The sequence below is a fragment of the Kitasatospora purpeofusca genome, from assembly GCF_042691725.1.
GTDB classification, from domain to species: Bacteria; Actinomycetota; Actinomycetes; order Streptomycetales; family Streptomycetaceae; genus Kitasatospora; species Kitasatospora purpeofusca_B.
On the sequence record NZ_CP170483.1, the window covers coordinates 8,779,636 to 8,805,151 of the forward strand.

The 25,516-nt window shown below is 75.3% G+C and carries 25 protein-coding genes; 13 read left to right on the forward strand and 12 right to left on the reverse strand.

What is annotated here, in order from left to right; translation table 11 throughout:
- Window positions 1–113 precede the first annotated feature (113 nt).
- Window positions 114–1,001 (forward strand): helix-turn-helix domain-containing protein, encoded by an 888-nt coding sequence (locus ACFCLZ_RS37590; RefSeq protein WP_380282410.1) that lies wholly within the window; start codon window positions 114–116, stop codon window positions 999–1,001.
- Window positions 1,002–1,074: 73 nt separating this feature from the next.
- Here ACFCLZ_RS37590 and ACFCLZ_RS37595 read toward each other — a convergent pair whose 3' ends face one another.
- The 5 genes from ACFCLZ_RS37595 to ACFCLZ_RS37615 all read right to left on the reverse strand — a co-directional run bounded on the left by ACFCLZ_RS37595 (window position 1,075) and on the right by ACFCLZ_RS37615 (window position 5,654).
- Window positions 1,075–2,076, reverse strand: a complete 1,002-nt coding sequence (locus tag ACFCLZ_RS37595; RefSeq protein WP_380282411.1) for a hypothetical protein — start codon at window positions 2,074–2,076, stop codon at window positions 1,075–1,077.
- Window positions 2,077–2,143: 67 nt separating this feature from the next.
- On the reverse strand, window positions 2,144–2,530 hold the full coding sequence (locus tag ACFCLZ_RS37600) for a hypothetical protein (RefSeq protein WP_380282412.1): 387 nt from the start codon (window positions 2,528–2,530) through the stop codon (window positions 2,144–2,146).
- A gap of 515 nt (window positions 2,531–3,045) precedes the next feature.
- Window positions 3,046–3,585 carry a hypothetical protein gene (locus tag ACFCLZ_RS37605; RefSeq protein WP_380282413.1) on the reverse strand — a complete coding sequence of 180 codons (540 nt, stop codon included), beginning with the start codon at window positions 3,583–3,585 and terminating at the stop codon, window positions 3,046–3,048.
- Between the two features lie 195 nt (window positions 3,586–3,780).
- Window positions 3,781–4,926: a hypothetical protein gene (locus ACFCLZ_RS37610; RefSeq protein ID WP_380282414.1), complete on the reverse strand. Its 1,146-nt coding sequence runs from the start codon at window positions 4,924–4,926 to the stop codon at window positions 3,781–3,783.
- A gap of 236 nt (window positions 4,927–5,162) precedes the next feature.
- Window positions 5,163–5,654: an HPP family protein gene (locus ACFCLZ_RS37615; protein ID WP_380282415.1), complete on the reverse strand. Its 492-nt coding sequence runs from the start codon at window positions 5,652–5,654 to the stop codon at window positions 5,163–5,165.
- 177 nt (window positions 5,655–5,831) lie between these two features.
- Between ACFCLZ_RS37615 and ACFCLZ_RS37620 the strand changes: the two genes are divergently transcribed.
- The 4 genes from ACFCLZ_RS37620 to ACFCLZ_RS37635 all read left to right on the forward strand — a co-directional run bounded on the left by ACFCLZ_RS37620 (window position 5,832) and on the right by ACFCLZ_RS37635 (window position 9,526).
- Window positions 5,832–7,037, forward strand: a complete 1,206-nt coding sequence (locus tag ACFCLZ_RS37620; RefSeq protein ID WP_380282416.1) for an amidohydrolase — start codon at window positions 5,832–5,834, stop codon at window positions 7,035–7,037.
- 189 nt (window positions 7,038–7,226) lie between these two features.
- Entirely contained in the window at window positions 7,227–8,801 is a 1,575-nt protein-coding gene (locus tag ACFCLZ_RS37625) for a threonine/serine exporter ThrE family protein (RefSeq protein ID WP_380282417.1), read from the forward strand.
- A 179-nt stretch (window positions 8,802–8,980) separates the two neighbouring features.
- Complete coding sequence (locus ACFCLZ_RS37630; protein WP_380282418.1) at window positions 8,981–9,136, forward strand: hypothetical protein; 156 nt, start codon at window positions 8,981–8,983, stop codon at window positions 9,134–9,136.
- A 33-nt stretch (window positions 9,137–9,169) separates the two neighbouring features.
- Entirely contained in the window at window positions 9,170–9,526 is a 357-nt protein-coding gene (locus ACFCLZ_RS37635) for a zinc ribbon domain-containing protein YjdM (RefSeq protein ID WP_380282419.1), read from the forward strand.
- 19 nt (window positions 9,527–9,545) lie between these two features.
- Here the strand turns inward: ACFCLZ_RS37635 and ACFCLZ_RS37640 are convergent, their stop codons facing one another.
- Window positions 9,546–9,908 (reverse strand): hypothetical protein, encoded by a 363-nt coding sequence (locus ACFCLZ_RS37640; RefSeq protein ID WP_380282420.1) that lies wholly within the window; start codon window positions 9,906–9,908, stop codon window positions 9,546–9,548.
- A gap of 160 nt (window positions 9,909–10,068) precedes the next feature.
- Between ACFCLZ_RS37640 and ACFCLZ_RS37645 the strand changes: the two genes are divergently transcribed.
- Complete coding sequence (locus ACFCLZ_RS37645) at window positions 10,069–10,905, forward strand: hypothetical protein (RefSeq protein WP_380282421.1); 837 nt, start codon at window positions 10,069–10,071, stop codon at window positions 10,903–10,905.
- Between the two features lie 37 nt (window positions 10,906–10,942).
- On the opposite strand, the gene ACFCLZ_RS37650 is transcribed toward ACFCLZ_RS37645, so the two are convergent.
- Window positions 10,943–12,316 carry a cytochrome P450 gene (locus tag ACFCLZ_RS37650; RefSeq protein ID WP_380282422.1) on the reverse strand — a complete coding sequence of 458 codons (1,374 nt, stop codon included), beginning with the start codon at window positions 12,314–12,316 and terminating at the stop codon, window positions 10,943–10,945.
- Window positions 12,317–12,631: 315 nt separating this feature from the next.
- Here ACFCLZ_RS37650 and ACFCLZ_RS37655 point away from each other — a divergent pair, with 315 nt between their 5' ends.
- Both ACFCLZ_RS37655 and ACFCLZ_RS37660 read left to right on the forward strand, forming a co-directional pair.
- On the forward strand, window positions 12,632–13,078 hold the full coding sequence (locus ACFCLZ_RS37655) for a peptidoglycan-binding protein (RefSeq protein WP_380282423.1): 447 nt from the start codon (window positions 12,632–12,634) through the stop codon (window positions 13,076–13,078).
- A gap of 200 nt (window positions 13,079–13,278) precedes the next feature.
- Window positions 13,279–13,989, forward strand: coding sequence for a hypothetical protein (locus ACFCLZ_RS37660; protein WP_380282424.1), 711 nt, complete (start codon window positions 13,279–13,281; stop codon window positions 13,987–13,989).
- Between the two features lie 387 nt (window positions 13,990–14,376).
- Here ACFCLZ_RS37660 and ACFCLZ_RS37665 read toward each other — a convergent pair whose 3' ends face one another.
- Window positions 14,377–15,315, reverse strand: coding sequence for an ADP-ribosylglycohydrolase family protein (locus tag ACFCLZ_RS37665; RefSeq protein ID WP_380282425.1), 939 nt, complete (start codon window positions 15,313–15,315; stop codon window positions 14,377–14,379).
- A 58-nt stretch (window positions 15,316–15,373) separates the two neighbouring features.
- On the opposite strand from ACFCLZ_RS37665, the gene ACFCLZ_RS37670 reads away from it, so the two are divergent.
- The 3 genes from ACFCLZ_RS37670 (at window position 15,374) to ACFCLZ_RS37680 (ending at window position 17,651) form a co-directional block, all read left to right on the forward strand.
- A complete protein-coding gene (locus tag ACFCLZ_RS37670; RefSeq protein WP_380282426.1) occupies window positions 15,374–15,988 on the forward strand; it encodes a hypothetical protein in 615 nt (204 codons plus the stop codon).
- Between the two features lie 98 nt (window positions 15,989–16,086).
- Window positions 16,087–16,680 (forward strand): phosphoribosylanthranilate isomerase, encoded by a 594-nt coding sequence (locus ACFCLZ_RS37675; protein WP_380282427.1) that lies wholly within the window; start codon window positions 16,087–16,089, stop codon window positions 16,678–16,680.
- Window positions 16,681–16,793: 113 nt separating this feature from the next.
- Window positions 16,794–17,651, forward strand: coding sequence for a class II glutamine amidotransferase (locus ACFCLZ_RS37680; protein ID WP_380282428.1), 858 nt, complete (start codon window positions 16,794–16,796; stop codon window positions 17,649–17,651).
- 93 nt (window positions 17,652–17,744) lie between these two features.
- Here the strand turns inward: ACFCLZ_RS37680 and ACFCLZ_RS37685 are convergent, their stop codons facing one another.
- The 4 genes from ACFCLZ_RS37685 to ACFCLZ_RS37700 form a co-directional block, all read right to left on the reverse strand.
- On the reverse strand, window positions 17,745–18,383 hold the full coding sequence (locus tag ACFCLZ_RS37685; protein WP_380282429.1) for a carbonic anhydrase: 639 nt from the start codon (window positions 18,381–18,383) through the stop codon (window positions 17,745–17,747).
- A 243-nt stretch (window positions 18,384–18,626) separates the two neighbouring features.
- Window positions 18,627–20,195, reverse strand: coding sequence for an ATP-binding protein (locus tag ACFCLZ_RS37690; protein WP_380282430.1), 1,569 nt, complete (start codon window positions 20,193–20,195; stop codon window positions 18,627–18,629).
- Complete coding sequence (locus tag ACFCLZ_RS37695) at window positions 20,192–20,935, reverse strand: response regulator transcription factor (protein WP_380282431.1); 744 nt, start codon at window positions 20,933–20,935, stop codon at window positions 20,192–20,194. The genes ACFCLZ_RS37690 and ACFCLZ_RS37695 overlap by 4 nt, the downstream gene beginning before the upstream one ends.
- Window positions 20,936–20,993: 58 nt before the next feature.
- Window positions 20,994–22,520 (reverse strand): streptophobe family protein, encoded by a 1,527-nt coding sequence (locus ACFCLZ_RS37700; RefSeq protein ID WP_380282432.1) that lies wholly within the window; start codon window positions 22,518–22,520, stop codon window positions 20,994–20,996.
- 668 nt (window positions 22,521–23,188) lie between these two features.
- Here ACFCLZ_RS37700 and ACFCLZ_RS37705 point away from each other — a divergent pair.
- Both ACFCLZ_RS37705 and ACFCLZ_RS37710 read left to right on the forward strand, forming a co-directional pair.
- A complete protein-coding gene (locus ACFCLZ_RS37705) occupies window positions 23,189–23,515 on the forward strand; it encodes a MazG-like family protein (RefSeq protein ID WP_380282433.1) in 327 nt (108 codons plus the stop codon).
- 142 nt (window positions 23,516–23,657) lie between these two features.
- A complete protein-coding gene (locus tag ACFCLZ_RS37710) occupies window positions 23,658–25,487 on the forward strand; it encodes an ABC transporter ATP-binding protein (protein WP_380286392.1) in 1,830 nt (609 codons plus the stop codon).
- Window positions 25,488–25,516 lie beyond the last annotated feature (29 nt).

Sequence of the window (25,516 nt, forward strand, 5' to 3'; positions counted from 1 at the left end):
GCGACGACGGCCTCGTGGGCGACGACGGCCTCCTGCGCGACGACGGCCTCCGCCGACCGCAGTCGCTCCCGGGGCGGTTGGGCGGAGCGCCGGGCAGCGCGACAATCACCGGTGTGGACATCGCTGAAGCTCTCCGTGACTTCCTGGTCTCCCGGCGGGCGCGGCTGCGCCCCGACGAGGTCGGGCTGCTCGCCCACGGCATCCGCCGGGTGACCGGCCTGCGCCGTGAGGAGGTCGCCGCACTGGCCGCCACGAGCGTGGAGCACTACACCCGGCTGGAACGGGGACAGGCGTCGCGGGTCTCGGACGCCGTCCTCGACGCGGTGGCCGACGCCCTGCGGCTCAGCCCCGGGGAGCGCCGCTACCTGCGCGGCCTCGCGCGCCCGGACGAGCCGGAGGTGGCCGGCCTGCCCCCGGACCGGCGGTCGAGCATGCAGCGCGTGCTGGACTCGATGGTCCTCACGCCCGCCTACCTGGTCGGCCGGGGCGGCACGATCCTGGCCTGGAACGGGCTGGCGGCGGCCGTGTTCCTCGACTTCGCCCGCGTCCACCCGGACCGCCGCACCGTCGGGCGGCTGGTCTTCACCGACCCGCGCGCCCGGCGGCTGTTCGTCCACTGGGAGGAGAAGGCCCGCGAGACCGTGGCCTATCTGCGCACCGAGGCCGGCAAGTGGCCGCACGACCCCGGCCTCGCCCGGGAGATCGGCGAACTGCTGGCGCGCAGCGCGGAGTTCCGCCGGCTCTGGGCCGAGCAGGTGGTGCAGGAGAACGGTCACATGAAGGTCCTGCTCGCCTGCCCGCCGGTGGGCCTGCTCAGCCTCTCCGCCGAGGCCCTCTACGTCGCGGGGAACCCGGACAAGGCGATCGCCGTGTACACCGCCGCTCCGGGTTCCGGCTCCGAGCGGGCCCTGCGCCGCCTGGCCCGCGCTGTCGGCCCCGCGTCGGCGTCCGTGCCCGCGTCCGTTCCGCCGCCGCCCACCGCCGGTCCGGCCGCGACCTGACCGGAACGTCCGGGCGCGCCCGGTACCGCAGTCCGGTACCGCGGCCCGGCACAGCCCGGCCGGGCGGCGCGGGTCAGCTCCGGAAACCCGCGTGCACGTGGTCGTGGTGGGTGTCGTCCGAGAAGAACTGAGCGGCCGTCGCACCCCCGGACAGCAGCCGCGGCCCGCCGACGTTGTACGAGCCCGCCGCGGCGGCGGCCCGCATGAAGCCGTCGACCAGGTCGTGCGGTGTGGCCGGGTCGACCACGGCGTGGCCGTCGATCTGCCAGGTGTCGAAGGCCCGGCCGGCCGGGTGGTCGCTGGGCCGGTCGGTCCCGAACACGTCCAGCGGGTGGCCGGAGCGCACCACGCTCACCTGGAAGGAGTACGGACCGGCCAGGGTGAGCATGGCCTGCAGCACGCTGTCGCGGACCGAGCCGCTGCGCAGGTCCGCGACGGCCGCCGGGGGCAGCACGATCCGGGGCTGCGCGAGCACCCGGGCGGCGAGCGTGGGGAGTTGGGGTGCGGCGGGTCCCGGGTCGGCGGGGTGGAGGGCGGTGACCGTCCAGCGGGGGCTCGCCGCGCTCAGCCGGACGTCCACCGTCGTCCCGCCGGCCGTGACGGTGGAACCGGTGGCGGACCACTGGCGGCACACCACCAGGACGCTCGCCGAGTCCGCGAGGATGCCCCCGTACTGGGCGTCGATCACCTCCACCACCGCCTCCGGGGCGGCGGGCAGCAGCGGACCCGCCTGGTCGGCGAGCTGCGGCGGCAGCCCGAGGGCCGCCACCCGCCCCCGGGCAGCCTCCAGTCCCTGCCCGCCCTGACCCCAGGTGCCCAGCGCCTCGACCACCTGGACGGCGCGCAGCTTGACGTCCGGCTGCACCTCACCCGGCCCCGGCAGCCAGGGTGTGGCCGCCGGCAACGTGGCGGAGGACTGTGGCACCGGTGTGGCCGTGGTCGTGGTGACAGGGCTCGGGGGAGCCGGCGAGGTGGGCGTCATGGCGCCTCCCCGGGCGCCGCCGCCGTTCGAGCAGCCGCAGGCGGCGCCGAGCGCCACGCCGAGCCCCCCGATCAGGACCGCCCGCCGTCGCATCAGTGGAGCATGATCGCGCACGCGGTCCACTGTGCCCGCCGCCGCGTCCCTTCGCGGCCCGACGCGCCTACGGCTTGATCAGGAAGTAGGCCGTCATCATCACCGCGGCGAACAGGAGGGTCTGCGCCAGCATGGCCGGCGGCCAGGTCTCGTCCTCGGACTCACCCGCCTCCTTGGCCTGCATCAACCGCTGCGCCAGCTTCTTTCGGTGCCCGACGGCCCCCAGCGGGAGGACCAGGACCGCCGAGGTGTACATCGCCAGCGCGGTGGTCGGCTCCCAGTGCTTCAACGCGTAACTCGCCACCCCGAGGAGCACCATGGGGGCGGGCGACAGCGCCGTCCGCAGGCGGTACTCGGGCGTCGGCATGTGCGGCACCAGGACGCACAGGTACACCGCCGTCGCCAGAAGGGCGATCCACCACCAGCTGGCCACGCTGAGTTCGAGCTGAATCATCCTCAACCCCCCGTGCCACGGACGTTCGTTGATGTACGTCCCATCGCCGTCACTGTAGTACTACGGTCCGCGGAGCCCGATCCTGGGGGGCCGGGCGGCCCGCTTCTCCAGGCGGGGCGGAACCGCCGGTACGGTCCGGGCTCCGGCTGCTCGGTGACCGTGAACGCGTCCTCGTACTCCCGCACGACCGTCATCTCCTGGACGGCCCGGCACTCGACCCCGGCGCTCCGGTGGAAGTCCGAGGAGTCGAAGCCGATGTTCTCGGGGCGCGCGACGAACCGCGGTCCGACCGCCTCCGCCAGGGCCGCGTCCGGGACGGTGCCGCCGAGTCCGAGTCCGAGCCCGCTCCAGCAGGCGGCCCGCCTGGACCGCGCCGTCGTGCAGCGCGGCGTACTCGCGCAGCTCCAGGACGTCGGCGCGTTCCCTCCGGGAGTCCTCCTCGCGGATCTCGTCGAGCGTCGGCCTGCGCCTGGGTCTGCGCGCGGGGCGGTCCGGGGCGTTCCCGTCCTGCTGCGTCATGCCGCGGCCTCCTCGGGGTCGAGCCGGTACACCTGGACGGAGTGGCAGACCACGAAGTCGCGGACGTCCCCGCCCGCGAGCAGCAGCCGCTGGTCCTCGGGCTCACGAGCGTGTCCACCGCCTCGGCGTCCGGCCCCTTCGAGATGCGCCCGGGGGCGTGGCCGATGACGAGGCCCGGTAGACCGGCCGGACACCTGCTTGAACTCGACGTCCAGGAGGGCGCCGTAGCCGCGCGGGCCCTCGGGACGGCCGCGCAGGACCAGCAGGTGGGCTCCCCCGTACTGCACGAGACGGGACTCGCCCGGCAGGTGCGCGGGGAGGTCGTCGTGGGTGGCCGTCAGCACCATGCGCCGGGGCAGGCGGCGGGCGTACCGCTCCCGGTCGACGAGGCCGACGCCGAGCTCGTCGGTGCGCGGCAGCAGCCGCCCGACCTCCCGTTCCAGGGCGTCCTCGTCGAGCCGCGCGTCCGGTCCCGGGCCGGACAGGGCCACGACGGTGCGCGCCTGGCCGATGGTGATCCGGAACGCCTGCCACACGACGGACCTCAGGGCCCCACGCCGCTCGCCGAGGTCCTCCCCGGCGGCCCCCGGAAGTCCCAGCTCCGCCCCCGGTCATCGTGCGGTCCCCAGCACCGACCCCCCGTTCGCGGCCGGTCTGCCACCGGCCTGCGACCGTCCCCGTCGGCGACATCCTCGCCCATGATCGTGACAGGCGGCCGGCGGCCGGCGGCCTCAGCCGACGGGACCGGAGGGGAGGACGGCGACGGCCAGCGGGAGGTGGCCGACGGGCAGGCGGGTGGTGCGGCCGGTGGCGGTGTCGACGAGGGTGAGGCCGTCCCAGCCGCCCTCGCGGGTGTAGCCGCCGGAGACGTAGGCGGTGCCGCCGTCGGGGGAGAGGGTGACGGTCTCGTGCGGGCCGTCGAGGGGGACGAGGCGCTCGGTGCCGTCGGGGGAGCGGATGGTGAGCGACGGGCCGGCGTCGACGGCCGGGTCGATCGGGCCGGTGCCGACCGCGTAGAGGGTGCCGTCGGGGGCGACGGTGACGCCGTGCTGGTGCGTGTCGGCGGTCATCGGCTCGACGGCGACGCGGCCGGTGGCCGGGTCGACGACGGCGAGGCGCTCGCCCTCGAAGGGCAGCAGCAGCGCGCCGTCCGAGGGGCGGACGGCGGTGTAGTGGGGCTTGAGCCAGGAGCTGAGGCCGCCCTCGGTGCCGTAGGGGGCGACCTCGATGCGGCGGGGCTGCCAGGTGGCGGTGGGGACGGCGGTGACCTCGAAGGAGTCGTGGTCGGTGACGTAGACCGAGCGGCCGTCGGCGGAGACGTCCACGTCGAAGGGGCGGCGGCCGACCGGGACGACCTCGGTGACCGTACGGGTGGCGGTGTCGACGACCTCCAGGGTGCCGTTGCCCTCCGGCACGTTGACGCCGACGTAGACCCGGCTGCCGTCCGGGGAGAGGGCGAGGCCCATGCCGCCGCCCCGGTACTCGCCGGTGGCCGCCGGGCCGGTGCGGGTGCGGTAGGGGATCAGCGCGGTGCGGGTGCGGGTCCGGGTGTCGACGGCGGCGACGCCCTCGGCGGTGGCCACCCACGCGGTGCCGTCGGGGCCGACGGCGAGTCCGTACGGGGCGGTGCCGACGCGGACGGAGCCGAGGTCGGCGGCGCGGCCGGAGCGGGTGGGGTCGACGAAGGTGACGGTGTCCGCGCCGAAGTCGGTCACCAGGAGGGTGGGGGAGGGCGGACCCGGCTCGGCGGCGGGCTCGGGAGTGGCGGCCGTGGTGGCGGCCGGCGGCGTCGGTGCGGTCTCCGCGCAGGCGGCCAGCAGCACCAGGGCCGTCGTCGCGCCGGCGGCGGCCCGACCGAGGGCGGTCCGGGCGCTCACCGCTGCTCCCGCGAGGCGCGGGCGGCGGCCGGCAGGGCCCGGTCGGCCGGTGACAGGGCGCGATCGGTCATCGGGGGCTCCTCCACGGGCGGGACGGCGGCCGGGGCGGGCGCGCCGCGGCCGGCTCCCAGCCTGCGCCACCGGGCCCCGGCGCGGAATCGGCGGCTCGGCCCGGCCGGTCGAGCCGCTCGGTGGACGCCGGGGTCATCCGATCGGATGATCCTGGAACCCCGTCGTCACCAGGAGAGCGGGTAGCGCACGGGATGCCCGCCGATCCGGCCCGGCAGCAGGCCGATCGCCACCAGCAGGACGGTGGAGAGCACGAGCAGCGGCAGGAACGGCCAGGCGTGGGGCGCCTGGAGGACCACGACCACGGCGCTGGCCACGGCCGGGGAGTGCGAGAGGTGGCAGAGCATCATCGCCCCCAGCGCAAGTCCGGCGGCGATCGCCGCGCCCCAGGCGGTGCTGCCGGTGACCGCGAGGGTGGCGTAGCCGATGAGCGCGGAGAGCAGCTGACCGCCGATCACGTTGCGCGGCTGGGAGATCGGCAGCCCGGGCGCGCCGTGGACCAGTGCCGCGCTGGCGGCGACCGGCGGTATCAGCAGCGGCTGGTGGACCACCACGCCGATGCCGGCCAGCAGGAGCAGCGCCCCGATGGCGAAGGCGGACGCCCGCAGGGCGTGCAGCGGATGCGGCCGGGGGGCCTTGGCGGTGGGCGGCGTGGACATGCGAGGGCGGCTCCGGGTGGGGTGCGGGGGACTCCGAGATGATAAACAGACTGTTGCAAGAAAAGGTGGGATGTTTCGCCAGTTGGACGATCGTCGGACACTCCGTGGACGGACCGATGTCCTCGACGGCGGCGGAACCGCCCCAGCGACCAGGCACGCAGAGAGGGTTGACCCCCCATGGCCGGAACCGCCGCCACCGTCTTCCGCAACGTCCGCCCGTACGGCGCCGAGCGGCCCGTCGACCTGTTCGCCGTCGAGGGTGTGCTGGCCGAGCGCCTCCCGGACGGCGCCGAGCCGGTCGTCGTGGAGGGCGGGGGCCGGATCGCGCTGCCCACCCTGGTGGACGCGCACATCCACCCGGACAAGACCGCCTGGGGCGAGCCCTGGTACAGCCGGCGCCCGGCGGGCTCGCTGCCCGAGTACGTCCGGGGCGACGTCGACCTCCACCGCCACCAGCGCACCCCGCTCGCCGAGCGCGCCCACCGGCTGCTGGCCCACGCGGTCGCCTCCGGCACCCGCGCCGTGCGGGCGCACGTCGACGTCGCCCCCGCCTACGGGCTGGCCGGGGTGACCGGGCTGGCCGAGGCGCGTGAGCGGCTGGCCGGGGCGCTGGACGTGCAGCTGGTCGCCTTCCCCCAGCACGGGGTCCGCCGGACGCCCGGCACGGGGGAGCTGCTGGCCGAGGCGGCGGCGAGCGGGCTGATCGACGCGGTCGGCGGCATCGACCCGGCCGGCTTCGACGGCGGCGCCGACGGCGGGGGCCCCGCCCAGCTGGACCTCGTCTTCGACCTGGCCGAACGCCACGGCCTGCGCCTGGACGTCCACCTGCACGACCAGGGCGCGCGCGGCCTCGACCCGCTGCGCGACATCGCCGCCCGGACCAAGGCGGCGGGCCTGGCCGGCCGGGTCGTGGTCAGCCACGCCTTCTGCGTCCCCGAGCTGGCCGGCGACCGGCTCGCCGAACTCGCCGACCACCTGGCCGAGGCCGGCGTCGGCCTCACCACCGTCGCCCCCTCGGCACACCAGGTGCTGCCGTTCCGCGAGCTGCAGGCGCGCGGCGTGCGCGTCGGGCTCGGCTCGGACGGCGTGCGCGACTCCTGGAGCCCCTACGGCAACGCCGACATGCTGCACCGCGCCCACCTGCTCGGCTGGACCACCGACGCCCGCACCGACCAGGAGCTGACCGACTGCTTCGCGCTCGCCGCCGACGGCGGCGCCGACCTGCTCGACCTTCCGCGCGTCACCCTGCGGCCCGGGTCCCCCGCCGACTTCATGCTGCTGGCCGGCGAATGCCTCCCGCAGGTCGTCGTCGACCTCCCGCCGCGCGACCTGGTCGTCCGGGCCGGCCGCGTGGTCGCCCGGGACGGCCGCCACCTCGGCTGACGGCCCGTCGCTCCCGGGGGGTGAGGGCGGCGGCTGCGGCGCGTCCGGACGGGACCGGCGCGAACGGTCCGCCCTCACTCCACCCGGGCGCGCCTGCGTGCGCGTGGCGCGTTCACCGGACGGTCGCAGCGGGTAGTCGTTCGCATACACTGGGCGACCCGAAAGGGGGGTGCTGGCCAGGGAGCGGCGATGCCGGAACACGAAAAGCTGGGCCCGCGTGCCGAGCCCGGCGGACCTGTCGGACCGGCCCGAGCCGCCGAAGCCTCCGAGGCCGCCAGGCCGACCAGGTCGACCAGGTCCGCCCGGCCGTCGGCGCGGCCGGAGAAGGTGCCGCTCCAGGCCCGCACGCCCCCGGCCGGCCCGGTCGTCACCGGCGCGGGGGCGACCTCCTGGCCCGACCGCATGCTGCCGCTGCTCCGCACGCCCACCGGCGCCCGCCCGCTGCTCCACGAGCCCCCCGGCCCGGACCGGCCGGGCCCGGCCGAGGTGGCGTCGGTGCTGGACCTCGCCCTCGTGGTGGGGGAACTGCTGCTGGCCAGCGGCGAGGCGGCGGAGGACGTCGAGGCGGCGATGCTCGCCGTCGCGCGTGCCTACGGCGTGCACCCGTGCGACCCGCAGGTCACCTTCACCCGGGTCGCCGTCTCCTACCGGCCCGGCCCGGCGGAGCCGCCGCTGACGGCGGAGCGGTCCGTGCGCCGCCCGTCCGGCGACTACGCCCGGCTGGCCGTGCTCTTCCGGCTGGTCACGGTGATCTCGGCGGGCGGGATCGACGTCGACGAGGCCCACCGCCGGCTGACGGCCGGGCTCCGCGGCGGCCACCGCTACCCGGGGTGGCTGGTCGCGCTGGCCTGCGGGCTGCTCGCCGGGGCCGCGACGGTGCTGGTCGGCGGCCGCACCGACGCCCGGGCCGGCCTGGTGTTCGCCAGCGCCTTCGTCGCGGCCACGGTCGGCGACCGGCTGGCCGCGCTGGTGGCACGCCACGACCTCCCGGAGTTCTACCAGTTCGTGCTGGCCGCGACGCCGGCCGCGCTGATCGGCATCCTGCTGTCCTTCAACGGCCTCCACCTGCGCGGCTCGGCGGTGATCACCGGCGGGCTGTACGCGCTCCTGCCGGGGTGGCGCCTGGTCGCCGCGGCGCAGGAGGGGCTCGCGGGCTGCTACCTCACCGCGGCCGCCCGCATGGTCGAGGCGCTGTACCTGATGACCGGCGTGGTGATCGGGGTGACGGCCGTGCTCTACGTCGGCGTCAACCGTGGCGCGGACCTGGCGGCCCGGGACCTCCCGGTCGGGGCCGCCAACCCGCCGTTGCAGCTCACGGCGGCCGTCCTGGTCGCCCTGGCCTTCGCGGTGATGCTGAACACCGAGCCGGGCGCGCTGCCCGCGGTGATGCTGATCAGCACGGCCGGCTGGACGACGTACGGGCTGATGGTCGGCGCGGGCCAGCAGCCGGTCGCGGCCGCCGCCGTGGCCGCCGGGCTGGTCGGCCTGGCCGGCCAGGTGATGGCCCGCCACCGCGGCAGCCCCGCGCTGCCGCACGTCACGGCGTCCCTCGGGCCGCTGCTGCCCGGCTCGGTGCTCTACTTCGCGCTGCTCGCCTTCGTCCGCGGCGACGACGAGGCCGGCCTGCGGGGCGTGGCCCACGCCTGCGCGATGGCCATGGCACTCGCCATCGGCGTCAACCTCGGCCGCGAGGCCGCCCGCCTCTTCCTCCCGGCACCGGCCCCGACCCCGGCCGCGCGCCCCCGGGGCCGCCACCGCCGCTGAGCGGAGCGCCCGAGCGTCGAGCGGGGCGCTCGAACCGGATCCCTGGCCGCTACTGTCCGGATCCGGCGGGTGCGCAATCAGCGACTTGAAAAATTTTTCATGTTCATACATGCTGGCGTGCCGTCGGGCCGGCATCGATTCCCCGCGCGCCGGTGAGGAAGAGGAAAGAAGGAGGCAGGGTGAACATCGCCGCTTCCGCTCTCCACCGGATGCGCGCCGTGCTGCCGACCCGGGAGACCCTCGTCACCATGGGGCGCTCGCCCCGCAAGGATCTGCTCGCCCGGATCCCGCTCGCGGCCCCGGCCGTCCCCGCCTGCCTTCCGCCGCCTCGGTAACCACCACTCGAACGACTGGACAGTCTGAATCACATGAGCGACAACCTCCCCGCCTGCCCGCAGTGCACCGGCGAGTACACCTACCAGATGGACGCCCTGATGGTCTGCCCGGAGTGCGCCCACGAGTGGGACCCCGCCGCCGCCGGCGACGGCCGGGCCGCGTCCGGCGAGCGGGTGATCAAGGACGCGGTCGGCAACGTGCTGGCCGACGGCGACACCGTGACCGTCGTCAAGGCGCTCAAGGTCAAGGGCAGCGTCTCCGGCATCAAGGCCGGCACCAAGGTGCGCAACATCCGACTGGTCGACGGTGTCGACGGCCACGACATCGACTGCCGCATCGAGGGCTTCGGCGCCATGCAGCTCAAGTCCAGCGTGGTGAAGAAGGCCTGAGCCTGCCGGTGGCGGCGGGTCAGCAGCGGTCGGCCGGGAACCGGGCGGTGACCGGCCCGCCCGGCCGCGTCCGCTCCAGCCACACCGGGCGGCTGCCCAGCTCGGCGACCGGCGGTGTGACGTACAGCAGCCCCGGCTCCTCGCCGGGCTCGGCGGTGTCGTAGGCCCCGGCCACCACCAGCCGCAGCGCCGTGCACACCGCCCAGTCGGGTTCGGCCGCCGTACCCGCCGGATCGAGGCGGGCCGCCAGCCCGAGCAGCGCCTCGCGCAGGCTGCCGGTGAGCCGGGCGACGGGCGCCCCGCCGAGGGCGGGGTGCCCGCTGCCGTCCCGGTGGGCGAGCAGGGTCGTGGTGACCGGTGTTGTTGCGCTCACTGGAGTCATGCTCAGGGACGCTAGGGGAGACGTCCGACAACGGCCCGACCCGTCGGCCGCCGGTCCCGGGCATCCGAAAGGGCGAGGGGTGCGAAACCGTCGGGGCCGGCCGTCGTTGGGCCGGTGTCCGGGCGGCTGCCCGGGCACCGGGACGGAAGGAGAAGCCGGCATGTCCGACCAGTCGAGCGTGGGGTCACCGAGTCGGAGGAGGGCGGCCTCGCGGCCGGCGCGTTTCGCCGTCGCCGTCTCCCTGTGCTGCGGGGCCCTGGTGAGCCCGCTGACCGGGGCGGGCCCGGCCCATGCCGCCACCACTACGACGACCTTCGCCACTCCCGGGCAGTACACGTTCACCGTGCCCGAGGGCGTCGATACCCTGACGGTCACCGTCGTCGGCGGCGGCAACGGCGGGGGCGGCGGTGCGGCCGCCGTGGCCGTCCCCTTCACCGCCGCGACCGGGGGCGGCGGGGGAGGCGGTGGTGGTGGCGGCGGCCTCGTCGCGTGCAGGATCTACGTCCTGCCCGGCGAGCGGCTGAGCATCGCGGTAGCGGCCGGGGGCCGCGGCGGTGTGGGCGGCCCGGCCCTGCCCGACGGCGGAGGGTCCGACGGCGCCGACGGACAGCCGGCCACGAACTCCTGGCTGAACAAGGGCGACCTCGACACCTACAGCTTCTCCGAGGAAGCGGATCTGGCCGGAGGCGGCCAGGTCGGCCGACTCCGCAACGCCCCCGGCGGTCGCGGTGGCAAGTACGGCCAATGGGCGTACGATCCCCACAAGTGCGACAGCCCCACCGGTGTGCTGGGCCACTCGGGGGTCGGGGGCGGCGCCGGGAGCACCGGCGCGGGAGGCGCGGGAGGCGCGGCAGGTGCCCCGGCCGAGGGCGTACCCGCGACCTGCCCGGCCGGCACCGGCCGGGGCGGCAGGGGCGGGGACGGCGTTGCCAAACTCGGCCTCCCGGGCGCCGCCGGGGAGCCGGGCGGCGACGGCTGTGTGACCATCACCTACTGATCGCCGCCGCCCGGGGCCCGGTCCTCGGCCCCGGGCGTCAGCCGGCGTCCTCCGCCGCCCGGGGCCGTCCCCGGTCGAGCATCCGCAGCCGCAGGCGCTGCGGGCGCAGGACCGTGGTCAGCCGGACCGGGCGGTCGTCCGCCCGCCGGCCCGGCACCGGGGCCGGGTGCCAGCGGGCGAGGACGGTGGCCAGCGCGATCACCGCCTCGGCGCGGGCGTAGTCGGCGCCCAGGCACTGCCGGGGACCGTTGGCGAACCCGGCGAAGCCCCAGCGCGGCAGGGCGGCGGCCCGCTCGGGCAACCAGCGGTCGGGGTCGAAGCGGGCCGGGTCGGCGAAGATCCGCGGGTTGTGGTGGGCGACGTACGGGCTGAGCAGTACCTGGCTGCCGCGTGGCAGCGGACGCCCGCCGAGTTCGGTCGCCCGGGAGCAGGTGCGCAGCAACACCCAGCCGGGCGGGTGGAGCCGCAGGGCCTCGGTCAGCACCCGGCCGGTGCGGTCCAGCCGCGGCAGGTCGTCCCACCCGGCGGGCCGCCCGCCCGGCAGCACCGCGTCGACCTCCGCCTGCACGGCGGCCAGGGCCTCGGGGTGGGCCGTCAGCAGGCGCAGCGTCCAGGAGAGCTGGGCGGCGGTGGTCTCGGTGCCGGCCAGCAGCATGGCCACGACCTGGTCGTGCAGCTCGGCGTCGGAGAGCGTCGAGCCGTCCTCGTCGCGGGCGGCGAGGAGCCCGGCGAGCAGGTCGGTGCGGCCCGGGCCGTGGGCCCGGTGGTCGCGCACCAGCCCGGCGACGGTCTGCCGCAGGGTGCGGACCGCCGCCCGGTAGCCGGGGCCGGCGGGCAGCATCCAGAGCCGCCGCAGCGCGCCGGCGAACGCGGTCTCGAAGGCGTGCTGCAGCCGCTCGGCCAGCGCGTCCGGCACCTCGGTGCCGAGCAGCGTGCGGGTCACCACCCGCAGGGTGAAGCGGTAGCAGGCGGGGAAGACGTCAACCACCTCGCCGTGCCGCCAGGAGCCGGCCAGCAGCGCCGCCTCCCGGCTCATCACGGTGGCGTGGGCGGCCAGCCGTTCGGGCCGGAACTCCGGTTGCAGCATGCGGCGTTGACGCCGGTGGTCGGCGTGGGCGCAGGTGGGCAGCCCGTTGCCGAGGATCTCCCGGAACCGCCCGTAGATCGGCCCGCCCTTGTCGAAGGTGCGGTCGTCGGCGTACACGTGCCGCAGCAGTTCCGGATGGCAGGGCACCACCAGCCGGTAGGTTCCGAGCCGGATCTCCACCAGGTCGCCGTGCTCGTGCAGGCGCCCGAGGAACCGCGCCGGGTCCCGGGCCAGCACGGGCAGGTGGCCGAGCAGCGGAACCGCTCCGGGCATCTTCCCGTGCACATAGGTCGTGGTCGCGGCACCCCGCGCTGACGAGGACACAGCGACAGGGTAGGTGCCCCGGCGAGCGTCGGACAACAGGCGCGCATTCATTCGCCCGCGCGCTCGGCCGGGCGGTGGAATATCGGGGACGGAATCTCGAATTCCAGCTCCGTGTACGGATGAGGAGCGGGGGCTTTCCTGGGGTGGCCGTCACCGGCTCCGACCTGCTGTTATAGCGGGATGCTTCGGGCCGGCTCCGGGCTCCTTGGATCACGCCGCGCGGCCTTTCGGGAAATCGGAATCGGCATGGTTATTCGCGTGCGATCGGTGCTAGCTTCGCTCTCGCCCCGATTCCCGTAGGAGGGAGTAGAACCCATGGCATCGAACACGCTCACGAAAGCGCTGGTGGGAATTCTCACGGCGGCCACCCTCGGCCTCGGCACCCTCGCCGGCGCCACCGCGGCCGTCGCCGCGCCCGCCCCGCAGGCCCCGGCCCGTACCATCGGCATCCGGGCCGTCGACAACCTCGGTCTCAACACCGCCGAGGCCCAGAGCGTCCAGTGCTACGTCCGCGACGCCGGCTACGACCCGGGCGCCATCGACGGCCAGCTCGGCACCAACAGCTGGAAGGCCTGGCAGCGCTTCCTCAACGACCAGGGCTACAACGCCGGAACCGTCGACGGCACGGTCGGCCCCAACACCATCCGCGCCCTCCAGCGCTTCCTCAACGACATCGGCTACGACACCGGCGGCATCGACGGCGTCGCCGGACCGAAGACCAAGGCCGCCTGGAAGGCGTTCGCCGACCTCGGCTGGTGCTGACCACCCGCCTCCCGTGCCATAGGACAGAGCGGCCCGGGCCCGCCTCAGGAACCTCCTGGGGCGGGCCCGGGTCGTTGTCGCGAGCGCCCCATCAGGGTTGCGCGGCCGTTCGCCCGCCCCCCGTCCCGGAGAGGTCCCCAGGGCGGAGTTGAGTACCGGTACTCAGGCGAACGGTGCCCGGGCCCGGCAGGATCGGCGGTATGACGAGTGATCAGCAGGGCGGTCCCGCCCGGCGGTGGAGGGCGGCGGCCCTGGCGGCCGTCGGGGTGGGCATGGCGGGGGCGCTGTTCCTCGGCGGCGTGAAGGCCACCGAGCTCTGGCAGGGGGAGCCGTTCCCCGTCGCCGACCCGGTGGCCGTCGCCGGGCGGCTGGACGCACGGACGCAGGCCGTCTACGACGCGCTGCTGCTGCCGGACGCGCCGCTCAACCGCGAGTGGCCCAGCGAGGGGATCGAGGCGTCGATCTACGACTGCCACCCCCGGGGGCTGGCCCACTTCCTCGACTCCATCAGCGACTCCCCGCCACGCGAGCCCGGCACCACGGCCGTGCACGAGAGCTGGGCACTCGCCGGGGTGACGCACGCGCAGGCCGTGGACGCGATGGCCCGGGCGCGGCAGACCCTGACCGCGGCCGGGTGGAAGGTCACCTCCTACACCGACCTCTCACCGGACGACGTCACCCTGCGGCTGAAGCCTCCGCAGGCCGATGACGGGGTGACGGACGGGGTGACGGACGGGGTGAGCGTCGCGCTCTACCCGCGCGGCAACCTGGCGGTCTTCGCGGGCACCGACTGCATCCGCATGCCCGACACCACCCCCGTCGACTTCGAGGGCCGCCCGGACGTCCCCGGCCCGTCGGCCCCGGTCCAACTGCGGGACCGGCGCACGGCAGGGGCGGTGGCGGCGGGATGATCTGGGCACGCGGTGGCCCCGCGCGCGTCCCGGTGACGGCGACCGGTGCGACGCAATGCCCCGGCCTCGCCCATGTGACGGTCGGCAGCCGGGAAGCGGCCCCGGACGGTGGCTCCCCGGCTGACGACGAGGCCGCCGCGGGACCGGACCGGGTCCCCGGGGGCGCCCCTCCGAAGGGGTGAGAACCGGCGGGACCCTGGGAACGCCAACGACTCGGCGACCAAGGTGACTCTGCTCTCCGAACGCGGTGAGGTGACCTTCCTCTGCGACGGTGTCGAGACCAGCACCGACCGGAAGAGCCTCTTCGCGAAGGGCTGCCGGCCCGAGCGCTGAGCCCCATGGCCCCGGTCCCCCGAGCGTTCCGGGGGACCGGGGGCCGGGGCCGTGTCACGCCAACTCGTGGGCCTCGGCGTCGGCGACCCAGCCGGGCAGCGGCTCACGGCGCGTCAGCCACTCCTCGGGCACCCCGTCCAGGCCGGTGCGGGCGGCGACCACACCGCCGGTGATGGCGCAGGTGGTGTCGACGTCCCCGAGCCCCTCGGCGGTCGTCCAGAGGGCCTCGGTGAGGCTGTCCAGGTGGTGGGCGGCGGACCACAGGGCGAACGGGACGGTGTCGCTCGCCTGGACGCGCTGCCCGCTCCCCAGCACGTCGGCGGCCCGCCAGGGCTCCGCCGCGGCGTCCAGCCCGGCGGCGCGGCGAAGGCCCTCGCGCACGGCCCCCGGCGGTGTGCGGTCGGCGACCTCGGCCAGCAGCTCCGAGCCCTCCGCCAGGTGCCCGCCGGCGCGGCCGCCCGCGGCGAGCGCGGCGGCCACGGCGACCGCCACCGCCCCGGCCACGCCCTCCGGGTGCGCGTGGGTGACCTCGGCGGACAGCGCCGCCTGCTCGGCCGCCTCCGCCAGGTCCGCGTGGAACCAGGCCCCGAGCGGCGCCACCCGCATCGCCGCGCCGTTCCCGAAACTGCCCTCGCCACCGAACAGCTCGCGCGCCCCGCTCCGCCAGTTCCCCGGCGACTTCGCGAGCCCGGGCAGCAGCCGGTGCATGCCGCGCCCGTAGCCGCGGCCCGGATCGGCCAGGTAGGTCGCCCCGAAGGCGAGCGCCAGCTTCTCCTGGTGCACCGCGTCGAACGCGGTCAGCACCCCGTACACCGACAGCGCCATCGCGGTGTCGTCGGTCCAGTGCCAGGGTTGCTCCTCCGGAGTCCGGCGGCCCCTGATCTGCTCGAACGCCTCCCGGGGTGTGCGGAACAGCGGGAACCAGCGCTCCCCGAATCCGTCCCCGAGGGCCAGGCCCTCCAGTGAGTCACGAGCGGCGGAAGACGATGTCATGGCCCCATGCTCCCAGGCTTCTTCCTCTGCGGCGGATCCGTTCCTACGATGGGTCACCATGACGGACAAGCGTCCTGAGGAAGCCGGGGAGACGACCCGGAACTACGCATCCGACGTCAAGGTGAACGGCTCCTTGAACCAGATCGGACAGGTCAATATTCACCTGCCGGAGTCGGAGCGCATTCCCGAGGTGCCGGTCACGGTCACGTTGAACTGGCACTCGGACAGCTCGGTCGTCATCGGGCAGGGCGAGGACGAGGAGTGGCTGCTCGCGGGCGCCCCGATCCTGGAGATCCTCGTCGAGGGACGCAGCGCACAGGCGGCGGTCCTCAAGGAGCTGCGGCCGGTCGTCCTCTCCCGCCGTCCACCGCGGCCGTTGCGCAACCAGTGGTTCGTGCAGAGTGCCGTCCTACTGCGCCCCTTCGACGTCGACCTCGATGCCGAGGTCCCCGAACTGAAGCCGCACGGGGTGGACTTCCCCTTCAAGGTGTCCCGCGACGACCCGGAGCAGTTCGTCGTCCGATGGCACTCCACCCTGGACGAGGTCCGCTGGTGCCTGGAGCTCCACTGGGTGTGCGCCGGACGGCGCGGGATCGTCCGGATCCCCGAGGAAGGGAGCTTCGACCTGTATCCGTCGACCGGCGCGCCCCCGGACGAGAGGGCGCACCGCTGATCGGACGCGCCGCACCCTCGCCGCGCACCCCGCCGGGCGGGGCCCGCGGCTGTACGCTGGCAGCCGCCGTCCAGAGGGGAGCGTCCGGGAACGTGTTCGTGAAGATCTGTGGTCTCAGTACCGCTGCGGATGTCGCCGCCGCCGTGGAAGCCGGCGCCGACGCGATCGGGTTCGTGCTCACCGAGAGTCCGCGCCGGGTGGAGGCCGCGCTGGCGCGGGACCTGGCGGCCGCGGTGCCCGAGGGGGTGCTGACGGTGGCCGTGTTCCGGGAGGAGCCGGCCGCGTACGTGCGGGAGGCGGTCCGCGCCACCGGGGTGCGGGCGGTGCAGTTGCACGGCAACCACCCGGCGTCCGCCTTCGCCGAGCTGTCCGACCTCGGGGTGCCGCTGATCAGGGCCACCTCGGCAGCGGCGGCGGCCGGGGCGGACTGCGGGGACTTCGGTGAGGACCTGCTGCTGCTCGACGCGCCGGTGGCGGGGGCCGGGGAGCCGTGGGACTGGTCGGATCTGGGCACCAGGCCGCCGGCCGGCAAGTGGGTGCTCGCGGGGGGCCTGAGCCCGGCGAACGTCGGCGCGGCGATCGCGGTCGCCCGGCCGTGGGGCGTGGACGTCTCCAGCGGCGTCGAGGTCCGGCGCGGCGTCAAGGATCCGGCCCTGATCAAGGACTTCCTCCGGGCCGCCAGGTCCGCCTGACGGCGGGGCGTCGCTGCGCACCGCTCCCCGCGCCCGGCCGGGCTCCTCGGCCTACGGTGGAAGGAGCCGGCCGAAGGGCCGCGCGCCGCCGTGTCGTGAGGAAGGTGGGCCGCATGTGTCGCTGGCTGGCCTATTCCGGTTCCCCGATCGTGCTGGAGGAACTGCTCTACAAACCCGCCCACTCGCTGATCGACCAGAGCCTCCACGCCCGGATGGGCGTGGAGACGACCAACGGCGACGGGTTCGGCATCGGGTGGTACCCCGCCGACCACGGTGAACCCGACCACGTCGAGGAGCCGGCGGTCTTCCGGGGGATCGGGCCCGCTTGGAGCGACCGGAACCTGCGTGAGCTGGCACACTGCGTGCGCTCACCGCTGTTCGTCGCCCACATCCGCGCCTCCACCGGCACCGCGGTGCAGGAGACCAACTGCCACCCCTTCCGGTTCCAGCGGTGGCTGTGGCTGCACAACGGGGCGATCCACGACTTCCCGAGGCTCAAGCGCGACCTGGTGCTCGCCGTGGACGACTCCCTCTACCCGAGCATCGAGGGCTCCACCGATTCGGAGCTGATGTTCTACCTGGCGCTCACCTTCGGACTGCGGGACGACGTCCCGGGCGCCGTCGAGCGGATGGCCGGCTTCGTCGAGACGACCGCGGCCCGCCACGGCGTCGCCGACCCCCTGCAGATGACGGTGGCCGTCTCGGAGGGCGAGCAGCTGTGGGCGTTCCGGTACTCGAGCGCGCACGCCTCGCGGTCGCTGTTCTTCAGCACCAGCGTCCAGGCGCTGCGCGCCCTGCACCCGGACAACCCCGTCCTGCGGCGGGCGTCCGAGGATACCCGCGTCATCGTCTCCGAGCCGCTGGGCGACCTGCCGGGGGCCTGGAACCCCGTCCCCGAGTCGAGCTACGCGGTCGTGCGGGAAGGGCGCGACGCGATCCGCGCCTTCAGGCCGCGGGCCGGTGCGGTGTGACCGTCGAGGTCCGTGCCGATCACCCGTGACCTGGTCCGCATCGGGGCCGGCCAGGGGCGCGGCGCCGGAGGGCGGTCGCGGCGGTCGCGGCGCTCAGGAGGGCGAGTCGGCGGGCGCCTCCAGGCCGTGGGCCGTCACCAGGTGGGCGGTGCCGTCGGCCAGGCGGTAGGAGAGCCCGATCACCGCGGCCGTGCCGGATTCGACGGCCTCGGCGAGGGTGCGCGAGCGCTCCAGGAGGAGGTCTACGGTGTGCTGGATGTGGGTGTCGATGAAGTCGGCGTTGTCCGTGTGGCCGGCCGCGCGGGCGGCCAGCACGCTCGGGGTCACGCGCTCGATCACGTCGCGCACGTAGCCGGTGGCCGTGGTGCCGTCCTCGACGGCGGCGCGGGTGGCGGCGACGGCGCCGCAGGAGTCGTGGCCGAGGACGACGACCAGCGGGCTGCCGAGCACGCTGATGCCGTACTCGATGCTGCCGAGCACCTCCGCGCCCACGACGTGTCCGGCGGTGCGGACCACGAACAGGTCGCCGAGGCCCTGGTCGAAGATGATCTCCGCGGCGAGGCGGGAGTCGGAGCAGCCGAACAGGACCGCGAACGGGCTCTGCGCCGGGGCGGTGGCGGTCCGCCGGGCCGCGTCCTGGTTGGGGTGCTCGGGGGCGCCCGCCGTGAATCGCCGGTTGCCCGCCAGCAGGGTCTCCAGGGCGGTGTGGACAGTCATTCGATCGCCGGTCATGGTGATCAGCCTACGGTGGGGCCCCGGGGCCGGGCAGCACGGGGGGACCGGCGCGGGGGCCTGCGGGGGCGGTCCTGCCGGAAGCCGGAGAAGCCGGCCGTGGACCGGGCGGTGCTGCGTCCGGCCCTGGAGGCCCTGGAGGCCCCGGAGGCCGGGCTCCTGACGGACCGGCCGACGGCGATCCCCGGGCTTCGGCCCGACCTCGCGTCGTGACGACCTCGACGGCCGTCGCTCCGCCACCGCTCACGGACATCCGCCGGGAGGCTCGTCGGAGGGCAGGGGCAGCAGGACGTGGAAGGTGCAGCCGTGGCCGGGGGCGGTGTCGAGGGTGATGCGGCCGCCGTGGGCGGAGACCAGGGCCTGGGCGATGGCGAGGCCGAGGCCGGAGCCGCCGGTGGTGCGGTCGCGGGAGTCGTCGGTGCGGTAGAAGCGGTCGAAGACCCGGTCGCGCTCGGCGGGGGTGAGGCCGGGGCCGTGGTCGGAGACCTCGAGGACGGCCTGGTCACCGGCGGTGCCGACGCCGATGCGGATCGGGGTGCCGGGAGGGGTGTGGGTGACGGCGTTGCCGATCAGGTTGGTGACGACCTGGCGCAGGCGCGCCTCGTCGGCGACGGCGGGGGCGTTGGTCGGTCGTCCGCCGCCGGGGCCGGTGAGGGTCACCGGGCGGGCCTTGTCCAGCGCGCGGATGTCGCGCAGGGCGTCGGCGGCCAGGGTGCGCAGGTCCATCGGGGCGAGGTCGAGGGCGAAGGCGGGCTCCCCGCCGGGGCCGCCCGCCGGGTGGTGGGCGTCCTCGTCGAGCCGGGCGAGCAGGAACATCTCCTCGACCAGCCGGGCGAGGCGGGTGGACTCGGCGGCGATCCTGGTCATGGTCCGGTCGAGGTCCTCGCGGGTGGACAGCGCGCCCATGCGGTAGAGGTCGGCGTAGCCCTTGATGCCGACGAGCGGCGTGCGGAGTTCGTGACTGGCGTCCGCGAAGAAGCGCCGGGTCCTCGCCTCGGCCTGCGACCGGGCCCGGAACGCCGTGTCGATCTGGCTGAGCATCTGGTTGAGACAGGCCGCCAGACGCCCCACTTCGGTGTGCGGGGCGGCGAGTTCGGGGACTCGGTGGGAGTAGTCGCCGCCCGCGATCGCCGTCGCGGTCTCCTCGATCCGGGTGAGTGGGCGCAGGCCGGAACGGACGGCGAACCAGCCGACGGCGGCCAGCACCGCCAGCAGGGCGGCTCCCATGGTCAGGGAGAGGTTGCGGGTCTTGGCGACGGTTCGGTCGACCTCGTCGAGGGAGGTCGCCACGACGACGCTGCCCCTGGTGCCGGGCGGGTCCGGCGCGATGAGGTGGGCGGGTTGGGCGAGGGCGACGACCCGCCAGGCGCGGTCGCCCTGGGACGAGGGCACGGTGAAGGGGCGGCCCTCGTGGGCGAGGACGGCCGCTCGGTCGAGGAACGGGAGGTCGGGGCCGCCGCCGGGCGGGGCGGGGCTCACGTCGAACGCCCGGCGGGTGGCGCCGTCGTCGTCGAGGTAGGTCACGGTCGTCTCCCCGAGGACGCTCAGGGCCTGTACGTCCGTCGGGGTGCCGGTGCCGGTGCCGGTGGTGGTGCCGGTGCCGGCGGGCGGTGAGAGGCGGGCGGCGATCTGCCCGGTCAGGACGAGGCGGTCGTCGACGCGGTCCTGGAGGTACCCGTGCAGGGCGCCGGTGACCAGCAGGCCGGTGCCGAGCAGGCCGACGGCGACCAGGGCGACGGACAGGCACAGCAGGCGGGTGCGCAGCGACAGGCCGCTCAGCCGACGCCGGAGCGCTCGCGCGGCGGAGGTCACGACCGGGGACCGCGCAGCACGTAGCCCACCCCGCGGACGGTGTGGATGAGCTTGGGCTCGCCGTTGTCGACCTTGCGGCGCAGGTAGCTGATGTAGGTGTCGACGATGCCGGCGTCGCCGCCGAAGTCGTACTCCCACACGTTCTGCAGGATCTGGTTCTTGGACATGGTCCGCCCGGCGTTGGTCATCAGGAAGTGCAACAGGCGGAACTCGGTCGGGGACAGCCGCACGCTGTGCCCCGCCCGGGTGACGTGGTGGCCGTCCGGATCGATTTCGAGGTCGCCGACGGTGATCCGGGCCGCCTGATCGCCGCGGGTGCGCCGCAGCACGGCGTGGATCCGGGCGATGAGCTCCTCCAGGTCGAAGGGTTTGGTGAGGTAGTCGTCGCCGCCGACGCGCAGGCCGTGCAGGAGGGCCTGGCGGTCCTCGCGCGCCGTGACGAAGAGGACCGGCACGTCGCCGCCGCGGCCGGGGTGGGACGCCCGGGGCCGGGCGCGCAGACGGCTGATCACCTCGAAGCCGTCCATGTCGGGGAGCATGACGTCGAGCAGGACGAGGTCGGGGGCGTGCTGCGCGGCGAGTTCGAGGGCCTCGTGTCCGGTGCCGGCGGCGTCGACGTCGAAGCCGGCGAAGCGCAGCGCGGTGCGCAGCAGTTCCCGGACGGTGGGCTCGTCGTCGACGACGAGCAGGTGGTCCGGTCGCTCTCCGGTGGGCCGGGCCGGGGGTGTCGGTGCCGCCATGGTGTGGATTGCCGCCTTCACGGACAGGGTCGGGTGGGGTCCTCCCAGGATCACATGCTCAGGAGGCGGGGCCGGAGGAGCCTCGGGAGGCCCCCGCGCGGGCCAGGACGGGGGAAGGGGCCGGGCGCTCGGCCCGCCCGGGCTCCCCGTGGAGCGCCTGCCGGAGTTCCTGTCGGCGACGGGCCCGCCGCTGGTGAAGGCGGATGCCGCCGTAGCCGGCGACGGCGGCGACGACCACCGCGGCGAGTGCGGACAGCCCCGGGCGTCCGTCGATCCCGGCGGCCACCCCTCCCATCTCCTGGCCCATGAGGCTGACGCCGATCCCCAGCGACCCCCGGGCCGCCAGGGGCAGCAGGAGGACCGGCAGGCCGACCGCGATCCCCAGCCGCATGGCGATCTCGGCGTTCCGGCCGAAGACGGCCCGCGCCTCCTCCTGCCGGGTGCGCGCCGGGGTGCGCGCCGCCGCGAGGTACCCGGCGATCACCGCCAGCAGCAGCACGAGCAGCAGGCCGACCAGCCACAGCGGCACGCCGGCGCCCGACCAGCTGCCGAGGTCGACGGACCGGTCCGTACCCGTCGCGCCGCCCCCGCCCGCCCCGCCGAGGCCGCCGAGCATCCCGCCGCCCTCCGGCGTCAGGCGCTGTATCCCCGCGCCCCACGGCGTTCCCAGCCCGGCGGTGAGCAGCACGACGAGCAGGTTCGGGCCGACCAGCAGCAGCGCCCCCGCGGCCTCGGCCGCGTGCTCGCGCCCGGTCAGGGCCGCGAGAGCGGCTACCAGGGCGAGGGCCAGGACCGAGCAGCACAGCACCGCCGCGATCCCGCTCAACGTGGATGTGACGGCGTGCCACGACCTGCGGGCCTGCCCCAGCGCGAGATGGCGCGAGGGCGTCGTGCGCCGGGCCGCGACGCAGCTGATGCCGAGGACGGCGCAGACCCACAGCAGGCCGAAGAAGACGGTCACCGCGACGTCGGTCTCGAAGGCCGCCGAGGGCAGCCCGTCGGTGAGGCCGCCGGCGAACCGGCCGAGCCCTTCGGACGCCTCGCCCCGGCCGAACCGCTCCGTCACGCCCTCGGGCAGTCGGGCCGTTCCGTGCGCCGTGCCGGCCAGCAGCGGGAAGACCACCGCCGCGGCCGCCAACGCGCCGCCGAACCTGGCCCACAGCAGCTCCGAGGCGGGCTGCGGCCTCCGGTGGAGGGGCCGGAAGAAGCCCAGCGCCAGGACGGCCGTGCCCAGGAAGGTGACGGTCAGGGGCATCATCGAGACCACGCCGGTCAGACCGAGGTCCAGCCCGCCGAGCCCGCCGAGCCCGCCGTCGCCGAGGGTCTCGTCGCCGCCGGACCCGACGGAGGCCGCCGACGTCAGGGTGATGCCGCCACCGAAGGCCATGCCCACCACCGTCGGCACCAGCCGGGAGGCGGGCGCGATCGCGTCGGCGCCGAGGAGGGCCAGCGCGGTCCAGGCGGCGGCGGCCATCGTCACCGCGGCCGCCACGGTGGACAGCGCGCCTTCGAGGGCGTGGCGCCAGAGCACGCGGGCGGGAGCGGGGCGCGGCGCGGTGAGGCGGCGCGACGGGGCAGCGGACATGAGCAGCCTCCTCGGGGGCGGGTGTGGGTGTGCGGGGCGCCGGGGTGGGGAGCGGAGCGGATGGCCGGCTCAGGGGGGCGGGCGTCCGACGGTCGGAGTGTGCTGCGGCGGCTGCCCGTGTACGTACGCCTCACGCGGCCCGGTCACCGGGAAGGCCTCGTAGGCCATGGCGAAGCCGAGGACGACACCGACCGGACCGGTCGACACCTCGGGAAGGAGAACCGGCCCGGCCCGGACAGGAATCTGGCCACAGCAGGGGCTCCAAGTCGGCTCGGTGGTCGTCGCGGGACCGCACCGACGCTGTCAGCCCTCTCTGGCCGCCTCCGCAGAGAGTCTGTGAGCTCTCTGAGAACGCCGCCCGTCGCTGGAGGCCCGGGACCGGCAGCGCCCGGGCACGGTCCCCGGCCGCGGGCCGGAATTCACAGAAGGCTCTGCGGCAGACCGGCCCGGCGCCTGCGGCGCGGCCGGCCCGGCCCGGGATGCACCCGGTCAGGTGAACTTCCGGAGAGGGCAGGGATCCGCGCGCGAGCGGTTCCGCCGTGGGAACGCCCGGCGGCGCGGGCCGGCGGCGTCCTGGACTGCTGCTCGAAAACGCCGCGTTCGCCACAGGCTCGCCGAGAACCGCCCGTGTTGAACGAGCGGTTCGAACAGCGGCAGGATCCACCGCCATGGACGACACCTGGAAGACGCTCAACTCCCTTGCCCAACACCTTGATTCGCACACCGCGATGGTCGGCGAGCAGCGCTGGCTGGTGCAGATCGTGAAGCTCCAGGAGGAGGTCGGCGAGGTCGCCGAAGCGGCGATCGGGGCGCTCGGGGAGAACCCGCGCAAGGGGCGTTCCCATGACTGGGACGACGTGCGGAAGGAGGCCTGCGACGTGGCGGTGACCGCGCTCGTCCTGCTGGTCCGGATGGGCGGGGACCCTCGCTGGTTCTTCGAGGAGCACTTGCGGATGGTCGCCGCCCGCACGCAGCCGCGACCGGTCGCGCCGTAGCGCCCCCCGGCCCCCACCCCAGCCCCAGCCCCGCCCCTGTCCCGCCCGAGCAAAGGAGGACCTCTTGCCGCACGATCTCGCCGAGGACGACGAGCTGTGCCTGGTCGAGGAAGGGGACGAGTACTCGGCGCGCCTGGCGTCGATGACGTTCCGGCAGCTGGCCACCAGACTGCCGCAACTGACCGCCAGATCAGTGGCGTTGGCGTGGCGGGTGGACCGCCCGGCGCTGCTCGGGCTGCTGACCTGCCAGGTGGTCTCCGGCATTGCCGAGGCCACCGGCCTGCTCGCGATGGCCGGCACGATCGGGGCACTGTTCTCGTCCGGCCACGTCGTCGAGCGGCTGCTGGACGCCTGGGTGTCGGTCCTGGTGCTGGTGGCCGCGGCGGGCCTGCACGCGGTGCTGGGGATCGCCACGAACTGGCTCTCCTCCAGGCTGGTCCCGGCCGCCCAGCAGGAGGCCGAGGTGATGTTCCTGGAGGCGACGCTGAACGTCGAGCTGTCGGCCTACGACAGCCCCGGGTTCCGGGACCGCAAGGATGCCGCGGAGCGCGGGGCGGAATGGGCCGGAGACCTGTTCGCCACCGGCCAGGACCTCATCGCCTCGGCGGCGACGACGGCGGCCGGCGCGCTGGTCCTGGCCTCGTTCCACCCGGTCCTGCTGCCGCTGCTGCTCCTGGCCGGCCTCCCGCAGGGCTGGGCGCAGATTCACGCCGCCCGCACCGCCCGCATGGCGTTCACCAGCACCATGAGCCTGTCCCGGATGAAGTACATGCTGCGCTGGCACCTCTCCGCCCGGGAGACCGCCGACCAGATCCGCACCGGCACGATGACCCCGTTCCTGATGCGCCGCTACCGGAAGGTCGCCACCGGGCTCTACGAGTCGCAGCGGCGCGCCTCCGCGCTCGGGGCACGGTCCGCGCTGATCGGTGCGGCGTTCGGCGGTCTGGCCTCCGGCGTCGTCTGGGCGGTGCTGGTGTGGCTGCTGGCCACCGGCCGGCTCTCGGCGGCCGCCGGCGGCGCGGCGGCGTTCGCCCTGCGCTCGGTGGCCTCCGGTACCAAGGGCGTCGCGAACGCCGGGGCCCGGATGTTCCGCGACGGCCTGTACTTCCAGGACTGGACCGACTTCCTGACCGAGGCCGGGGGCTACCGCATCGACCGCGGCCGGGCCGTACCGGAGGAGGTCCGCGAGGTCCGCGTCGAGAACCTCACCTACCGCTACGACGGCGCGGAGCGCGACGCCCTGTGCGAGGTGAGCCTCACGGTCCGGCGCGGCGAGGTGGTCGCGCTGGTCGGTGAGAACGGCTCCGGGAAGACCACCCTTTCCAAACTCCTCGCCGGCCTGTACCTGCCCACCGGCGGCACCGTCGCCTGGGACGGCGTCGACACCCGCGACCTGGACCCGCACCTGGCGTGGAAGCACACCGCCGTCGTCCCGCAGGACTTCGCCCGCTGGCCGTTCAACGCCCGCCAGAACATCACCCAGGGCCAGCCCGTGCCGGGCGGCGACACCGTGATCCGCACGGCCTGCGAAGCCTCCGGCGCCGACGAGGTCGTCGACGGACTCGGCCGCGGGCTCGACACCCTGCTCACGCGCGACTGGGCCGGCGGCGAGGCCCTCTCCGGCGGCCAGTGGCAGCGCCTCGCCCTGGCCCGCGCCTTCTACCGCCCGGCGCCGCTGCTGATCCTGGACGAGCCCACCTCCGCGCTCGACCCCCGGGCCGAACACCGCATCTTCGCCAACCTCCGCGACCTCGCGGCCGACCGGGCCGTCGTCCTGATCACCCACCGGCTGGCGAACGTCTCCGCGGCCGACCGGATCGTGGTCCTCGAACACGGCCGGGTCATCCAGCACGGCACCTTCACCGACCTCGTCGCACAGCCGGGCCGCCTGCGCGAACTGTGGGAGCTGCAGAACGACCGCGCGGCCGTCCCGTCCCAGCGCACGGTCCCCGGCACCGAGAGGACGCCCTGACCGATGGACACCGACCTCACGAGCGCCGA